The 15017-nt window shown below is 62.7% G+C and carries 11 protein-coding genes; 6 read left to right on the top strand and 5 right to left on the bottom strand.

Going from position 1 to position 15017, the window contains the following annotated elements; genetic code table 11:
- The 4 genes from OZ411_RS19925 to OZ411_RS19910 form a co-directional block, all read left to right on the top strand.
- The coding region (locus tag OZ411_RS19925; RefSeq protein ID WP_282529324.1) for a hypothetical protein at positions 1–190 on the top strand (190 nt) is incomplete at its 5' end.
- A 303-nt stretch (positions 191–493) separates the two neighbouring features.
- Positions 494–985 (top strand): hypothetical protein, encoded by a 492-nt coding sequence (locus tag OZ411_RS19920; protein WP_282529323.1) that lies wholly within the window; start codon positions 494–496, stop codon positions 983–985.
- Between the two features lie 27 nt (positions 986–1012).
- Positions 1013–2440 (top strand): non-oxidative hydroxyarylic acid decarboxylases subunit C, encoded by a 1428-nt coding sequence (locus tag OZ411_RS19915; protein WP_282529322.1) that lies wholly within the window; start codon positions 1013–1015, stop codon positions 2438–2440.
- Positions 2437–2697, top strand: a complete 261-nt coding sequence (locus OZ411_RS19910) for a non-oxidative hydroxyarylic acid decarboxylases subunit D (protein WP_282529321.1) — start codon at positions 2437–2439, stop codon at positions 2695–2697. Before OZ411_RS19915 ends, OZ411_RS19910 begins: the two co-directional genes overlap by 4 nt.
- 173 nt (positions 2698–2870) lie before the next feature.
- On the opposite strand, the gene OZ411_RS19905 is transcribed toward OZ411_RS19910, so the two are convergent.
- From OZ411_RS19905 to OZ411_RS19890, 4 genes are all read right to left on the bottom strand, one after another.
- Entirely contained in the window at positions 2871–3764 is an 894-nt protein-coding gene (locus OZ411_RS19905) for a universal stress protein (protein WP_282529320.1), read from the bottom strand.
- Positions 3765–3985: 221 nt separating this feature from the next.
- Positions 3986–7621: an error-prone DNA polymerase gene (locus OZ411_RS19900; protein ID WP_282529319.1), complete on the bottom strand. Its 3636-nt coding sequence runs from the start codon at positions 7619–7621 to the stop codon at positions 3986–3988.
- On the bottom strand, positions 7618–9255 hold the full coding sequence (locus OZ411_RS19895; protein WP_282529318.1) for a DNA polymerase Y family protein: 1638 nt from the start codon (positions 9253–9255) through the stop codon (positions 7618–7620). Before OZ411_RS19895 ends, OZ411_RS19900 begins: the two co-directional genes overlap by 4 nt.
- Positions 9149–9940 carry a DNA repair protein gene (locus OZ411_RS19890; protein WP_130582061.1) on the bottom strand — a complete coding sequence of 264 codons (792 nt, stop codon included), beginning with the start codon at positions 9938–9940 and terminating at the stop codon, positions 9149–9151. The genes OZ411_RS19895 and OZ411_RS19890 overlap by 107 nt, the downstream gene beginning before the upstream one ends.
- Positions 9941–10159: 219 nt before the next feature.
- Here OZ411_RS19890 and OZ411_RS19885 point away from each other — a divergent pair, with 219 nt between their 5' ends.
- Both OZ411_RS19885 and OZ411_RS19880 read left to right on the top strand, forming a co-directional pair.
- A complete protein-coding gene (locus tag OZ411_RS19885) occupies positions 10160–11515 on the top strand; it encodes a UdgX family uracil-DNA binding protein (protein WP_282529317.1) in 1356 nt (451 codons plus the stop codon).
- Between the two features lie 408 nt (positions 11516–11923).
- Positions 11924–13552 (top strand): inorganic phosphate transporter, encoded by a 1629-nt coding sequence (locus tag OZ411_RS19880; protein ID WP_282529316.1) that lies wholly within the window; start codon positions 11924–11926, stop codon positions 13550–13552.
- Between the two features lie 280 nt (positions 13553–13832).
- Here OZ411_RS19880 and OZ411_RS19875 read toward each other — a convergent pair whose 3' ends face one another.
- Positions 13833–15005 (bottom strand): M20 aminoacylase family protein, encoded by a 1173-nt coding sequence (locus OZ411_RS19875; protein ID WP_282529315.1) that lies wholly within the window; start codon positions 15003–15005, stop codon positions 13833–13835.
- Positions 15006–15017 lie beyond the last annotated feature (12 nt).

Genomic DNA, 15017 nt, shown 5'->3' with positions numbered 1-15017 from the left:
CATCCGCCGTGAGACGCGCGGAGTTAAATCACTGATTTGCCCGACGGCGAAAGCGGAATATTTTTCGCTGACAGTCTGGACAGACTTTTGGGTGATTTGCCCGTCGGGCAAATTTTCGCAGGCGCAGTCAGTTCTTAGGCACAAGCACGCGCTCAATTCAGGCGCCGTTGCAAGGGACAGCCTTTGGTAGTAGCTTTTGTGCTGAGCTAGTCACGCTTGTCTCTTCTGGGACCGAGAGCGATGCGCATCATCGTAGCGATGAGCCGGGGCGACCGGCGCCGTGTACAGTGTACGGCTGCTCGCTACGCTTCGCGACCTGTGGGCAGAAGTAACACTCCTCAAACAAATCGGGCGATCCGCTCGCGAACTCGCATCTGCGGCTTCGGTCGTACACGCGCGCGATAATCAGGGCGCACCGATCCTGCGCCGCTTCAACGAACTGCCGCCTTCGATTTCCGTAGGGAATGCGGATCACTTCCGAGGGAGATGTGAAATGAAGGAAGCCGAGCACGTCTACACGGCGCCCGCAACCAGCAGCGGGATTCCAGACGGGGTGGTCCGCTATCTTGACGGCACCGAGCTGCTGACCAAAACGCAGGCGCTGCGTCTCTCGACGGTTGGTTCCGACGGATGGCCTCACGCTGCGCTGCTCAGTGCAGGCGACATCGTGATCATGCCTTCCGGCCGCGTCCGCTTTGCGATTTTTCCGCAATCGACCATGGCGTCCAATCTTGAACGAGAAGGACGGCTCACGATCGCGCTTTCACTCGATGGCGGCATTTGCGAGATGAAGCTCCGCTGTCGCTGCCTCGCCCACTCCTCGTCCGATGTGCCGCTGGCGCTCTTTGAGGCAGAGGTCGAGTCAGTACGCCAGCATGTCGCGCCATACGCGGATGTGACAGGCGGCGTCACCTTTGCACTGCGCGATCCTCAAGCCGTACTCCCGCGTTGGCAACGGCAGATTGCCGCGTTACGCGCCGCCTGAAACCAATCTGAGCAGTTGGGGGCAGAAATGCGTGCCTACAAGGACCTTCGCGAATTCCTGTCCGTCCTCGAGCAAGAGCGGCAATTGCTGCGCATCCATGATCAGGTTGTTCCTGAACCCGACATCGCGGCCGCGGCCTGCGCCCTTACAGAGATCGGCGAGGACAGCCCCGCGATCTATTTCGACAACATCGCGGGCTACACCAGCGCTCGGGTAGCCATGAACGTGCATGGATCATGGTGCAACCATGCTCTCGCGCTTGGCATGGAAAAAGACGCCGGCATGCGCGACCAGTTCTTTGAGTTCGTCCGACGCTTCCAGCAATATCCTGGCACGTTGGAGCGCGTTGAGAGCGCGCCCTGGCAAGACGTCGTCGTCGACAAGGACGTGAATCTCTACGAACTGCTGCCGCTGTTTCGTCTCAACCGCGGCGATGGCGGCTACTTCATCGACAAAGCCTGCACCGTCAGCCGAGACCTAGACGACTGGGATAATGACAATGTCGAGAACGTCGGAATCTATCGCCTGCAGGTCAAGGGGCGGAATCGCCTCGGAATCCAGACTGTGCCGCAGCACGATATCGCGATCCATATGGCTCATGCGGAAGCCCGCGGCGAAGACCTGCCAGTCGCGATCGCGCTGGGAAACGAGCCCATCATCACGCTGATGGGCGCGACGCCGCTGCTCTACGATCAGCTCGAATACAAGATGGCGGCCGTGATGCAAGGCGCGCCATACCGTGTGGTCAAGACTGCAAAGGGCCTGGATATCCCCTGGGGATCCGAATATGTGCTGGAGGGCCGCCTGCTGTGCGGACAGCGCGAGACCGAGGGGCCGTTTGGTGAATTTCCCGGCTATTATTCGGGATGCCATAAATATCCGGTGATCGAGATCGATCGCGTGTCGCACCGCAAGGACCCGGTCTACGACGCGGTCTATGTGGGGCGGCCCTGGACCGAGCTCGACTTCCTGCAAGCGATGACGACGAGCGCGCCGATCTTCCTTCAGCTCAAGACGACGTTTCCCGAAGTCGTCGCCGTCAATGCACTCTATACCCACGGTCTGGTGGTCGTCGTCTCGACAAAGATCCGCTATGGCGGCTTCGCCAAGTACGTGGGCTTACGCGTGCTCACCACGACCCATGGTCTCGGATACGCAAAAGTCGTGATCATTGTCGATGAGAAAGTCGACCCGTTCGATCTAAAGCAGGTGATGTGGGCAATATCGGTGAAGGTAAACCCCGCGGGCGACATCGTGACCATCCCGAACCTCGCGGAGAATCTCCTGGATCCGGCCTGCAGCCCCGCCGGTGTCGTGACCAAGATGATCATCGATGCTACCACGCCGGTCGCGCCTGATATCCGCGGCGACTATGGCGAGGAACTCGATAAGCCGCAGGACACCGACCAGTGGCGGACCAAGCTCATGGCTCTGGCGAAGGAGATGCGGAAATGACGGCGACAACCGCTGACACTGTTCCGGCTGCATGTCCGCGATGTCGATCGGGCAAGATCGAGGTGCGCAGCAAATCTCCCGTCGCCGGGGTCTGGACTGTGTTCGGCTGTCCGACATGCCTCTATGTCTGGAGATCGACCGAGCCGAAGGAGAACGTGAACCCGGACAAATATCCCGCCGCTTTTCGGCTGCGCCCCGAGGATCTTCCTAATCTGCAGGTGGTTCCCCCGATTCCACCGCGTCGATCATCCTCGTGAGGCCGCGCAAAGGCGCATTGGCGCAGCGCACGCGCTATTAGACCCTCAGGGTGAGGAGGCGCTCTTGCGCCGTCTCGAACCATGAGGCCCCAGCCTAGCCCGTGGCCCATCCCTCGAGACGCCGCTTCGCGGCTCCTCGGGATGAGGGATGAATTCGCGGCGCTTCCCCTCCGCTAATGCGCCATCAATAGCGGCAAGTCTGCGTGCTCCATGATGTGGCTGGTGGCGCCGCCGAAAATCATTTGGCGCAGCCTGGTCCTTGTGAAGGCTCCCTTGATCAAGAGATCGCAGCCTTCCGCCTTGGCCGTGGCGAGGACCGCTTCGCCGGTGCTGCGACCGTTCAGCTCGATGCTCATGGGCTCGGCGGCAATGCCGTTATACCGCAATTGCTTGCGCACCTGATCGGCCGATGGACCCGGCACATCCTGTCCACCGACGACAGTCAACACCGTCACGCGTCCGGCCAGACGTAACAGCGGCATCGCCAAGGCGTTGGCGCGGGCCTGCTCGGTGCTGCCATTCCAATGGATCATGATGTTGGTCGCGATCTCTTTCGGAGCTAATGGCGGCGACAGCACAACAGGCCGGCCGCTTTCGAACAGTCCCGACTCGATCGCCCGCCGATAGAGTGGGTCCGTAGCAGCGGATGGCCTGCTCATCACAATCACATCGAACGCGCGGCCATGGCTGCCGACCAGGCCCTCGCCCGGCGGCACCTCGGCAAACCAGCTATACCAGGGCCGGTCCGCGGTCGTTTTCATAGCAGCAACACCGTGCTGCTGCATGAAGGTCTCGAACAGTTCGCGCTCCCCCGCCGCCTCCGCTTCGCGCCGCACCCGATAGGTTTCCATGGAATAGGTGCTGGCCAGCCCCGCCACGACAAACTCAGGCGTGCCAAACCACAATGGAACACCCTCGATATAGGCGCCGGTGCGCTGCGCGAGCAGCACCGCCGTTTCGAGCACGGATGTCATGGCCGGGGTATTTTGGGTCGGTACCAAAATCGTCTTCATTGTCAGCTCCCGCCCGTTGCAAATGAACGATAGTCCAGGCAGCCAAAACGGCACTGACTTTCGACATGGTAGACCTTCGGGACGAGACCGCCAAGACACGCCAAGTGCATTGCGGAATGGATTTTGGGCTCGCCGCGTCGCGGCACCCCGGAATGAGGAGTCATTCCGGGGCGATGCGTTAGCATCGAGCCCGGAATCCATTTCGCCACTTGCACAAGTGGACGAATGGATTCCGGGTTCGCGCTACGCGCGCCCCGGAATGACAGCGGCGGAGTTCAATGGAAATCGCGTGACGGCGGCAGGATGCGGACGTTGCGGGGGTGGCGGATTCTTTGCGGGGAGTTTTCGCCGTGGTCGCGGCGGTCGTCGTTGAGAGGTTCGACCAAAGCCGGGCCGGCGGGCACGGCGGGCTTGGCGCTGAACGCGTCGTTGGAGAGACCGATGAGGTCGTAGGAGCGGTCGATCATGCGCTGCGCGACCAGATGCGTCACCTCCTCCGGGCTGCTCTGGATATAGCCTTCGACCAGGATCAGCCGCGCGCCCATCACTTCTTTCCGGTATTGCTCCATCACCTTCGGCCACACCACGATGTTGGCGATCCCGGTCTCGTCCTCGAGCGTCATGAACACCACGCCCTTGGCGCTGCCCGGGCGCTGCCGCACCAGCACTACGCCGGCGCAGCGGATACGGCGGCGGTCATTGCGATGGCAGACCTCCTTGCAGGGCACGACGCGCTCTTTTGCAAACATCGCGCGCAGGAATTCCATCGGATGGCCCTTCAGCGACAGGCGGATGGTCTGGTAGTCGGCGACCACCTGTTCCTGGCGCGGCATCTGCGGCAATGGTTTCGCGTTCTCGTCCGGCTGCTCGCGGGCAACAGCGGCTTCGAACAGAGGCAATGGGACGTCATCGGGCAGCCGCCGCACCGCCCAGAGCGCCGCGCGGCGATCGAGGCCGATCGAGCGGAAGGCATCGGCGTCCGCCAGCAGGATCAGCGCCCGCTTGGGCAGGCCGGTGTCGCGGGCGAAATCCTCCAGCGAGGTGAAGGGACGCCGCTGCCGCGCCGCAACGATGCGGTCGGCCCAGTCTTCTGCTTTCTCCACGCTGTCATTCCGGGGCACGCCTCTTGGCGTGAGCCCGGAATCCATACCCCCGATCGTGGTTATGGATTCCGGGCCTGCGCCTAACGGCGCATCCCGGAATGACGATTGAATTTGCTCCAGCTCCACCTCCCCCGCTTGCGGGGGAGGTCGGATCGCATCGCTAGATGCGATCCGGGTGAGGGCTTTCTCCACACGAAAGATATCGCCCGTGGAGACACCCTCACCCCGGCCCTCTCCCGCAAGCGGGAGAGGGAGTTCAGGCACCTCCCGGAATAACGCCTGTTGTTGTTTCAGCCTCTCTTCGTCCGGATCTTTCCAATTGAAGCCGTCGATCTGGCGGAAGCCGAGGCGGACGGCGCAATGGTCGCCGCTGCGCTCTTCCAGGGTGTTCTGGGCGAAGCTGTAGGATACGTCGATCTCGCGAACCTCGACGCCGTTCTTGCGGGCGTCGCCGACGATCTGCGCGGGGGCATAAAAGCCCATCGGCTGTGAGTTGAGCAGCGCGCAGCAGAAAGCGTCGGGATGATGACATTTAAGCCAGGAGGAGATGTAGACGAGCTGCGCGAAGCTTGCGGCATGGCTTTCCGGGAAGCCGTAGGAACCGAAGCCCTTGATCTGCTCGAAGCAATTTTGTGCGAAGACGGGGTCGTAACCGCGCCTGACCATATTGCCGATCAGCTTCTCTTCGAAATTGCCGATGGTACCGACGTTGCGGAAGGTGGCCATCGCACGACGCAATCCATTGGCTTCTTCTGACGTGAATCCCGCAGCCTCGATTGCAATGCGCATCGCTTGTTCCTGAAACAGCGGTACCCCAAGGGTCTTGTGCAGGACATTGCGCAATTCATCCTTGTTGCCGCCTTTGGGGTACGGATACTCGATATCTTCGGGTTTCATTTTGCGGCGGCGCAAATAGGGATGCACCATGTCGCCCTGGATCGGCCCCGGGCGCACGATCGCGACCTCGATGACAAGATCATAGAAGGTCCGCGGTTTCAGCCGCGGCAGCATGTTCATCTGCGCGCGGCTTTCGACCTGGAACACGCCGAGCGATTCACCGCGGCACAGCATGTCGTAGACTTTTTCGTCGTCCTGCGGGACGGTCGCAAGCTCCCAGCGCTCACCCTTGTGCTTCGCGATCAGGTCAAAGCTCTTGCGGATACAGGTCAGCATGCCCAGCGCCAGCACATCGACCTTCATCATGTTGAGCGCGTCGACGTCGTCCTTGTCCCATTCGATGAAGGTGCGATCCTCCATCGCGGCATTGCCGATCGGCACATAGGTATCGAGCCGGTCCTGCGTCAGCACATAGCCGCCGACATGCTGCGAGAGGTGGCGCGGGAATTCGATCAGCTCGGTGGCGAGATCGACGGCGAGCCCGATCATCGCGTTCCTCGGGTCGAGTCCGGCCTGCCGCACCTGCATGTCGTTGAGGCCCTTGCCCCAGCTTCCCCACACGGTGTCGGCGAGCGCGGCGGTGACATCCTCCGTCAATCCAAGAGCCTTGCCGACGTCGCGGATCGCGCTGCGCGGCCGATAATGGATGACGGTCGCGATAATCGCGGCGCGATGGCGGCCATAGCGGCGATAGACATATTGCATCACCTCCTCGCGCCGCGAATGCTCGAAATCGACATCGATGTCGGGCGGCTCCAATCGCTCTTTCGAGATGAAGCGTTCGAACAGAAGATCGACCTTGGTCGGATCGACCGAAGTGATGCCGAGCACATAGCAGACCGCGGAGTTCGCCGCCGATCCCCGCCCCTGGCATAGAATGTCCTGGCTGCGCGCGTAACGGACGATGTCGTGCACGGTCAGGAAATAATGCGCGTATTTCAGCTCGGCGATCAGCGCGAGCTCCTTGTGCAAGGTGGCGCGGAGCTGGTCGGGAATATCACCGCCGAAATACTGGTCGACGCCGGCCCAGGTCAGATCTTCGAGATGCTGCTGCGCGGTCTTGCCCGGCGGCACCGGCTCGTCGGGGTATTGGTACTTGAGCTGGTCGAGCGAGAAATTGATGCGGTCGGCAAAGCGCATGGTCTCCGCGATCGCGTCGGGAAAATCGCGGAACAGCCGCGCCATCTCGTGCGCAGGTTTCATATGCCGCTCGGCATTGGCTTCCAGCTTTTTGCCGATCGCATCAATCGTCGTCTTCTCCCTGATGCAGGTGAGCACGTCCTGCAGGGGGCGGCGCGCGGGATGGTGATAGAGCACCTCGTTGGTTGCGAGCACCGGCACATCGGCTTTTGTCGCAAGATGATGTAATCGTGCCAGGCGTCGCTTGTCGTCACCGCGATAGAGCAGGCTTGCGGCGAGCCACACGCCCTCAGTGCGGCTCGCTTTCAGGCGTTCGAGCAGATCGAGCGCCTCGGCCATCTCGAAACGATGCGGCAATGACAACACCAGGAGCTGGCCTTCGGCGAAGTCCAGCAGGTCGTTCAGCTTCAGATGGCATTCGCCCTTTTCGATCCGTTCGATGTCGTCGCCCCGCTTGCCGCGGGTGAGGAGCTGGCACAGCCGGCCGTAAGCCGCGCGGTCGCGCGGATAGACCAGGATATCAGGCGTGCCATCCATGAAGACGATACGCGAACCGATCAGGAGCTTTGGCGGGTGCGTGAGTTCCGAGTTCTCGAGCTCCTTGTAGGCGCGCACCACGCCGGCGAGCGTGTTGTGATCGGCAAGCCCGATCACGGGGATGCGGAGAATGCTCGCCTGAGCCACATAGGCGCGCGGATCCGATCCGCCGCGCAGGAAGGAGAAATGGCTTGATATGCCGATCTCGGCATAGTCGGGCGCCGGTTCCATCATGCGAACAGCCCATGCACGAACCAGTTGGCGGGAACGGGCTTGCCGTCTTCGTCGATCAGTTCGCTGTCATAAAGGCCATCGCGAAAGATCCAGAAGCGCAGGCCCTGCTCGTCCTCGACGCGGAAATAGTCGCGCGTCAGCACCTTCCCATCCCGCTGCCACCATTCCATGGCGATGCGCTCAGGCCCCTCGACCCGCATCACCTGATGCGTGGCGCGCCGCCAGGTGAAGCGATGCGGCGGTCCATCCGGCACGGTGGCGAACGGCACCTTGATCGGCTCCGGCCTTTCGAACAGTCGCAGGGGACGCAGTGGCGGCTCGCCTTCGGCGCGCGCGGGCCAGACGGCTTGCGATGCCGCGGCCAGATGATGCTGTGCCGGTGCGGCAAGCGCTGCGCGCTCGGGGATGTGGGTGTCCTCCGGCAGGTGCACGACCACACGCTTGCCCCCGATGCGGGCGGCGATACGGTCGATCAGCGCGGCAAGTTCGTCATTGTCATGGACATGGGCATCGAGATCGCGCTGCTGCTGCACCACGATCTCGGTACGGCCAGCGGACAGGCGGATCAGGTCGAAGCCGAAGCCGGGATCGAGGGGATCGCTCAGCGCATCGAGCCGCTCGCGGAACAGGCGGTCGATCACTTCGGGCTTCGTCACCGCGCGCCCGGTCTCGACGGCAAGCGTGCGCACCGCGCCGTCGGTGCGGAAGAAGCCTGCTTCCAGCTTCCGCGCGCCCTTGCCCTGCTTGTCCATCGCCTGGACCAGCATTTTAGCGAGGTTCTGCAGCGTCATCGCGATCATGGGCTCGGTTGTGATCGGCTCGGGAAACCGCTTTTCGACGATGTAGTCAGGCAATGGCTTGCGCGGGCTGATCGGCGCATCGCCCTGCCCCAGCGCATGCTCGAGCCGCGTGGTGAAGGCCGCGCCGAAACGCGCCGCGATCTCGTGGCGCGCGCGAGCGGCGACATCGCCGATCGTCTTCAAGCCGGCGCGGCGCAGGCCTTTGGTGATGGCGTCATCCGCTCCCAGCGCCGAGATCGGCAGAGGGGCGACCGCCTCGGCTTCCGCACCATCCTCGATGATCCTGCCTGACGAATGCCGCGTCAGCGTGCGCGCGCAGACCGAGGTGGCCGCGATCGCGCCACTGACGGCAAAGCCGCGTCTTGCGAGAGCGCCGCAGATGATCTGCAGCATCGCACGCTCGCCGCCGAACAGATGGGCGCAGCCGGTGATATCGAGGAAGAGACCTGAGGGCGGATCGAGCGCCACCAGAGGTGTGAAGCGGTCGCACCAGTCGGCGATGTCGTTGATCGTCCTGGCATCCGCGATTTCGTCGGCATCATAGACCGTCAGTTCCGGGCAGATCGCGCGGGCATTGGCCAATGGCAGGCCAGCCGACAGGCCGCTTCGCGCGGCGATGTCGTCGAGGGAGTGGATCACCAGCGCGTTGTGTTCCTTGATGACGACAACGCTCGGCACTTCCACCTCTCCCGCTTGCGGGAGAGGGAGTTCGGACAGCTCGCGTGTTTCAACTGGCGAGGCGGTGCGAGCCAGTTGCCGCTTGATCCGATCGATGGGCAGGCGCGGCAGCCACAGGCTGAGGATACGCCGACGGTTCGCTGAAAAGGCACTCATCACATTTCCATTCCATGATCCATCGCCCGACCGGGCCATGACGATTGCGAACGAGCTGCGCATCGAACAGAGGCGCGCCCCACGCGCTCCAACTGGCGCCCGGCGGCGAATGCGCCGCGCGCACGATCCATCGGGTTTCCGCGGTGGACGGAAGCGGCGTCGCCGCCAGACGCAGCAGCAACGCGGGGACGCCTGATGATTGCGAGGCGAGCGTCAGCTTGCGGCTGGCGACCAGATCGAGCTGCCGCGCATCGCCCCAGACTTCCATGATGACGGCACCAAGCGCGTCGCAGGCGAGCGCATCGGCCGTGGTGCGCAACGCATTGTCGATGTCGGCGGCGCGCACGGTGACGAGGAGGCGCGGATCGAGGCCGAGCTCGGACAAGCCGTTCATCGACAGTGCGCCGGATTCGATTTCGGAAAAATCCTGCCGCACCCAGACCAGCGGCTTTCGCGCGGCAAGACGGCCGGCGAGCCCTGCGATGAAGCCGGTGGCGGAAGCGCCCTGGTGGCCCTCGGCAAACACTTCGTGCACCGCGGCTCTCGCAAGCCCGCCCTTGAGCATCGCATCGGCGCCGGCATGTCCCAGCGCGATCCGCTGCAGCGCATGCGCTTCATTGGATGTCTCAATGCGTTCAATGCGCCCGCGCAAGGACGCAAGCGTGCTCAGGCGTGCGCTCGTCATGCGCCGCTCCTTAAGGAAGATATCGGGGCCGCTGCTGGCTTAAGGGAGAAACCAGAAGCTGGCCCAATTGTTCATGGTATGTTCTAATATAAAGCCAACTATGCGGGAGGAGTCAATCGGATTGGTAACGGGATAAATTCATGAATGAAATCAATGGGATTGATCAAGACCTTCATGACCCGATCAAGCCCGGGCATGACAGGAGGGAGAGTAAGTGCCATGCACCACATCATCCTGGGCAGCGAGACTGATTTCGACGGCTGGCGCTCGGCGGCGCGGACGCTGGTATTGAACGACGTGACGCCGGCCGACGTGACCTGGACGGTGCGCGGCCACGGGCCCGATCAGCCCGAAACATCGACGGCCGAAGCGCCGCTCGAGCCGCCGCACGGCACGTTCAATGTGCCGGCCAAATTCGTCGAGCTGGCGAAAACCGCGATCCTGCATCGCGACGCCGAGCGCTTTGCCCTGCTCTATCGCCTGTTGTGGCGCCTGCGCCGCGACCATGACCTGCTCGACGTCGCTGACGATCCCGACGTCGCGCGTATCCATGCGATGGCGAAGGCCGTGCATCACGAGGCACAGCGGATGCGGACGTCGATCCGCTTCCGCGAGATCGGGCGCGAGCACAAATCACATTTCGTCGCCTGGTTCGAGCCGCAGCACCATGTCGTGGAACTGGCCGCGCCCTTCTTCGCCAGCCGCTTTGCCGACATGCCCTGGTCGATCCTCACATCAGATGTCTGCGCGCATTGGGATGGACATGCGGTGTCGATCACGCCAGGCATCAGCGAGGCCGGGATGCCCGCAGGCAATCGGCTGGAGGAGATCTGGCAGCGTCATTACGCTGTTATCTTCAACCCGGCACGGCTGGCAGCGAAGCAATCGCGGAACCTGCCGGAGGCTTTGACGATTAAACCCGCAAGCGAAAGCGCCACGCCACCGGAACCCGCCATGATCCGCCATTCCGATAGTCTGAGTGCGCTGCGGGAGGAAGCCGCCGATTGCCGCGCCTGCCATCTCTATGAGCACGCGACCCAGACCGTGTTCGGCGAAGGCCCGCAAAGCGCACAGGTGATGCTGGTCGGCGAGCAGCCGGGCGACAAGGAAGATCTCGCCGGAAAACCGTTCGTCGGTCCCGCCGGACAAATGCTCGATCGCGCGCTCGAAGAGGCCGGCATCGACCGCAAGAAAGTCTACATCACCAATGCGGTGAAGCATTTCAAATTTGTGCCGCGCGGCAAGATCCGCCTGCACCAGAAGCCGAATACGCCGGAGATCAAGGCCTGCCGCCAATGGTATGAGCGGGAACTCGCCTCGATCAAGCCGGACCTGGTGGTGGCGATGGGCGCGACCGCTGCCCAATGCGTGTTCAACAAGCTCACGCCGATCGGCAAAAACCGCGGCCGGCTGATCGATCTCGACGACGAGGTGAAGGCGCTGGTGACGGTGCATCCTTCCTATCTGCTGCGGCTGCCCGATGAGGATGCGAAAGCGCGGGAATATCAACGCTTTGTCGAAGACCTGAAGATCGCCGCGGAACTCTTGAGGAAACGCGCGCAGGCTGCGGCATAAGCATGGCACCATGCATAGCACTGCAAATATCAAGCCGTTGATAAGACTGATATCTATTTACAACCTTACATTGATGGATAATACTCTCCTATTACAGGGGGAGTTTGGGGCGTCTTGTTCACGCCAATGACGTTCCCATGAGGTCGGCGCGCTGCCGCGGCGCCACAGCCCCGGCGTCAGGCAGCGCCCGACCGCTTCCTTTCCATCACACACCTTCGCTGCGTGCATGGCTCGTCATGTGAATGGTCAACATTCATGTCGCGAGCGCGCGTGACAGACGATCATCGATGCAACACTCAAGCACCGTTGCGACACGCGTTTCATTCAAGCAAACTACGGCTGTCATCTAACCTTCAAGTCAATGGTCAAGACTAAGGGCCTCCTTCCGTATTTCGACGGGGCGTCAGAATGACCGATTTTGCACTCAATACTTCAGTACGCGACGAAAGACCGATTCAGCCGGCTTCAAGGCCAAATCTCGATAAGGGCTTCAATCCGCTGACGATGATCCTCTTCTTCGGCATCCTCGCGGCGGGGTTGCTGTTCGTCGCCTACAGCATCTATTCCGACGTCGATGCCACCGGCACCCGCGTCACCACCTTCTTGCCCTACATCCTGCTGTTCGTTGCGCTGTTGATTGCGCTCGGCTTTGAATTCGTCAACGGCTTCCACGACACCGCCAACGCGGTCGCGACCGTGATCTACACGCATTCGCTGCCCGCCGAAGTCGCGGTGATGTGGTCGGGCTTCTTCAACTTCCTCGGCGTGCTGCTCTCGTCTGGCGCGGTCGCATTCGGCATCATCTCGCTCCTGCCGGTCGAGCTGATTCTGCAGGTCGGCTCCAGCGCCGGCTTCGCCATGGTGTTCGCGCTGTTGATCGCCGCGATCCTGTGGAATCTCGGCACCTGGTATTTCGGCCTGCCGGCCTCGTCCTCGCACACGCTGATCGGCTCGATCATCGGCGTCGGCATCGCCAATGCGCTGATGCGCGGCCGCGATGGCACCTCCGGCGTCGACTGGAGCAAGGCCACCGAGATCGGCTACGCGCTCTTGCTGTCGCCGCTGGTCGGCTTCGTCTGCGCCGCGATACTGCTGCTCGTGCTCAAGATGATGGTGCGCAACCCTGCGCTCTATGCCGCGCCCGAAGGCAACAAGGCGCCGCCGCTCTGGATCCGCGGCCTGCTGATCCTGACCTGCACCGGCGTCAGCTTCGCGCACGGCTCCAACGACGGGCAGAAGGGCATGGGCCTGATCATGCTGATCCTGATCGGCACAGTGCCGACCGCCTATGCGCTGAACCGCGCGCTGCCGGAATCCCAGATCGCCCAGTTCCAGAAGAACTCGGAAGCCGCCTCCAAGGTGATCGCGGCGAAGGGCGCCGGTCACAGCATTATCGGCGATCCCCGTCCGGCCGTGACGCAGTACATCTCGCTGCACCACCTCAATGAGGGCACCTTCCCCTCGCTCGCGGTGCTGGTACAGGATGTCAGCAACCAGGTGATGAAGTACGGCTCGCTGACCAAGGTGCCCGCGGAAGCCGTCGGCAACACCCGCAACGACATGTACCTGATTTCGGAAGCGATCCGCTTCCTGATGAAGGACAAGGAGAGCGACCTCAGCAAGGAAGACATCGCGACGCTGAACGCCTACAAGGCCTCGCTCGACAGCGCGACCAAATTCATCCCGACCTGGGTGAAGATCGCGGTCGCGATTGCGCTCGGCCTCGGCACCATGATCGGCTGGAAGCGGATCGTGATCACGGTCGGCGAAAAGATCGGCAAGACCCACCTGACCTACGCGCAGGGCGCCTCCGCCGAACTCGTCGCCGCCGGCACGATCTTCGCGGCCGATACTTTCGGCCTGCCGGTGTCCACCACGCACGTGCTGTCATCGGGCGTTGCCGGCGCCATGGCCGCCAACGGTTCGGGCCTGCAGGTCGCGACCATCCGCAACATGGTGATGGCCTGGGTGCTGACGCTGCCCGCCGCGATCATGCTGTCGGCTTCGCTCTACGTGCTGTTCGCGAACGTGTTCTGAGCAGCGAACCTCTCAACGATAAAGGCCCGCGCAACACGCGGGCCTTTTTGTTTTGTGCGCGAAGACCGCGCCACGCAACTCCGTCATTGCGAGGAGCGCAGCGACGAAGCAATCCATCTCTCCACAAGCGGACGCATGGATTGCTTCGCTGCGCTCGCAATGACGGAAGGAGACAGTCGCGTAGGGTGGGCAAAGCGAAGCGTGCCCACCATCCACGGGCGGTGCAAGAAAGGTGGGAACGCTTCGCTTTGCCCACCCTACGGCCTGGAACGACAAGACGTCACGCCGCCAGCGTGTTCTCCACCAGCTTGATCCAGTAGGACGTGCCGTAGACGATCGCCTCGTCGTTGAAATTGTAGGCGGGGTGATGCAGGCCGGCGCTGTCGCCGTTGCCGCAGAAGATGAAGGCGCCGGGGCGCGCTTCCAGCATGTAGGCGAAATCTTCCGCGCCCATCATCGGCGGCATTTCGTGGACGTTATTCTCGCCGGCGATTTCCTTGGCGATCCTGGTCGCGAACTCGGTCTGCGAGCGATGGTTGACAGTGACGGGGTAGCCGCGCTCGTAAGTGAGGTCGATCCTGGCGCCGGTCATCTGCGCGACGCCAGCGGCCACCTCATGGACGCGCTTCTCGACCAGCGCCCGCACCTCCGGCGTCAGTGTGCGCACCGTGCCGCGCAGCTCCGCGGTCTGCGGGATCACGTTCCGCGCATTGCCGGCGTGGAATTCGCAAATCGAAATGACGGCCGAATCCAAGGGATCGACGGTGCGCGAGACGATCGACTGCAGCGCCGTGATCAATTGCGAGCCGACCAGCACGCTGTCGATGCATTTGTGCGGCCGCGCGGCGTGGCCGCCGTGGCCTTCGATCCTGATGTCGATCGCGTCCGTTGCCGCCATGATCGGGCCGGTCCGGATGGCAAACGAGCCGACGGGGATCCCAGGGCCGTTATGCATGCCATAGACCTGCTCAATGCCGAACCGCTCCATCAGCCCGTCCTTGATCATCGCGGCAGCGCCCGCGCCGCCCTCCTCGGCCGGCTGGAAGATCACGACCGCGTTGCCGGCAAAATTGCGGGTCTCGGCGAGGTAGCGGGCGGCGCCCAGCAGCATCGCGGTGTGCCCATCATGGCCGCAGGCGTGCATCTTGCCCGGCGTTTTGGAGGCATAAGGCAGACTGGTCTCCTCCTCGATCGGCAGCGCATCCATGTCGGCGCGCAGCCCGATCACCCTGATGTCGCCATTACCGGCGGGTTTCTTGCCCTTGATGACGCCGACCACGCCGGTGCGGCCGAGCCCCGTGGCGACCTCGTCGCAGCCGAATTCGCGCAGCCGCTCGGCAACGAATGCTGCAGTGCGGTGGGTGTCGTACATCAGCTCGGGATGTTCATGGATATCCCGCCGCCAGGCCTGGATGGCGGGCTGCAGGTCGGCGACGCGGTTGACGATGGGCATGGCACTTCTCAG

The sequence above is a fragment of the Bradyrhizobium sp. Arg237L genome (assembly GCF_029990105.1).
Classification (GTDB): domain Bacteria; phylum Pseudomonadota; class Alphaproteobacteria; order Rhizobiales; family Xanthobacteraceae; genus Bradyrhizobium.
The sequence above is the reverse complement of the archived record's forward strand: the minus strand, read 5'-3'. Positions and strand labels throughout refer to the sequence as shown.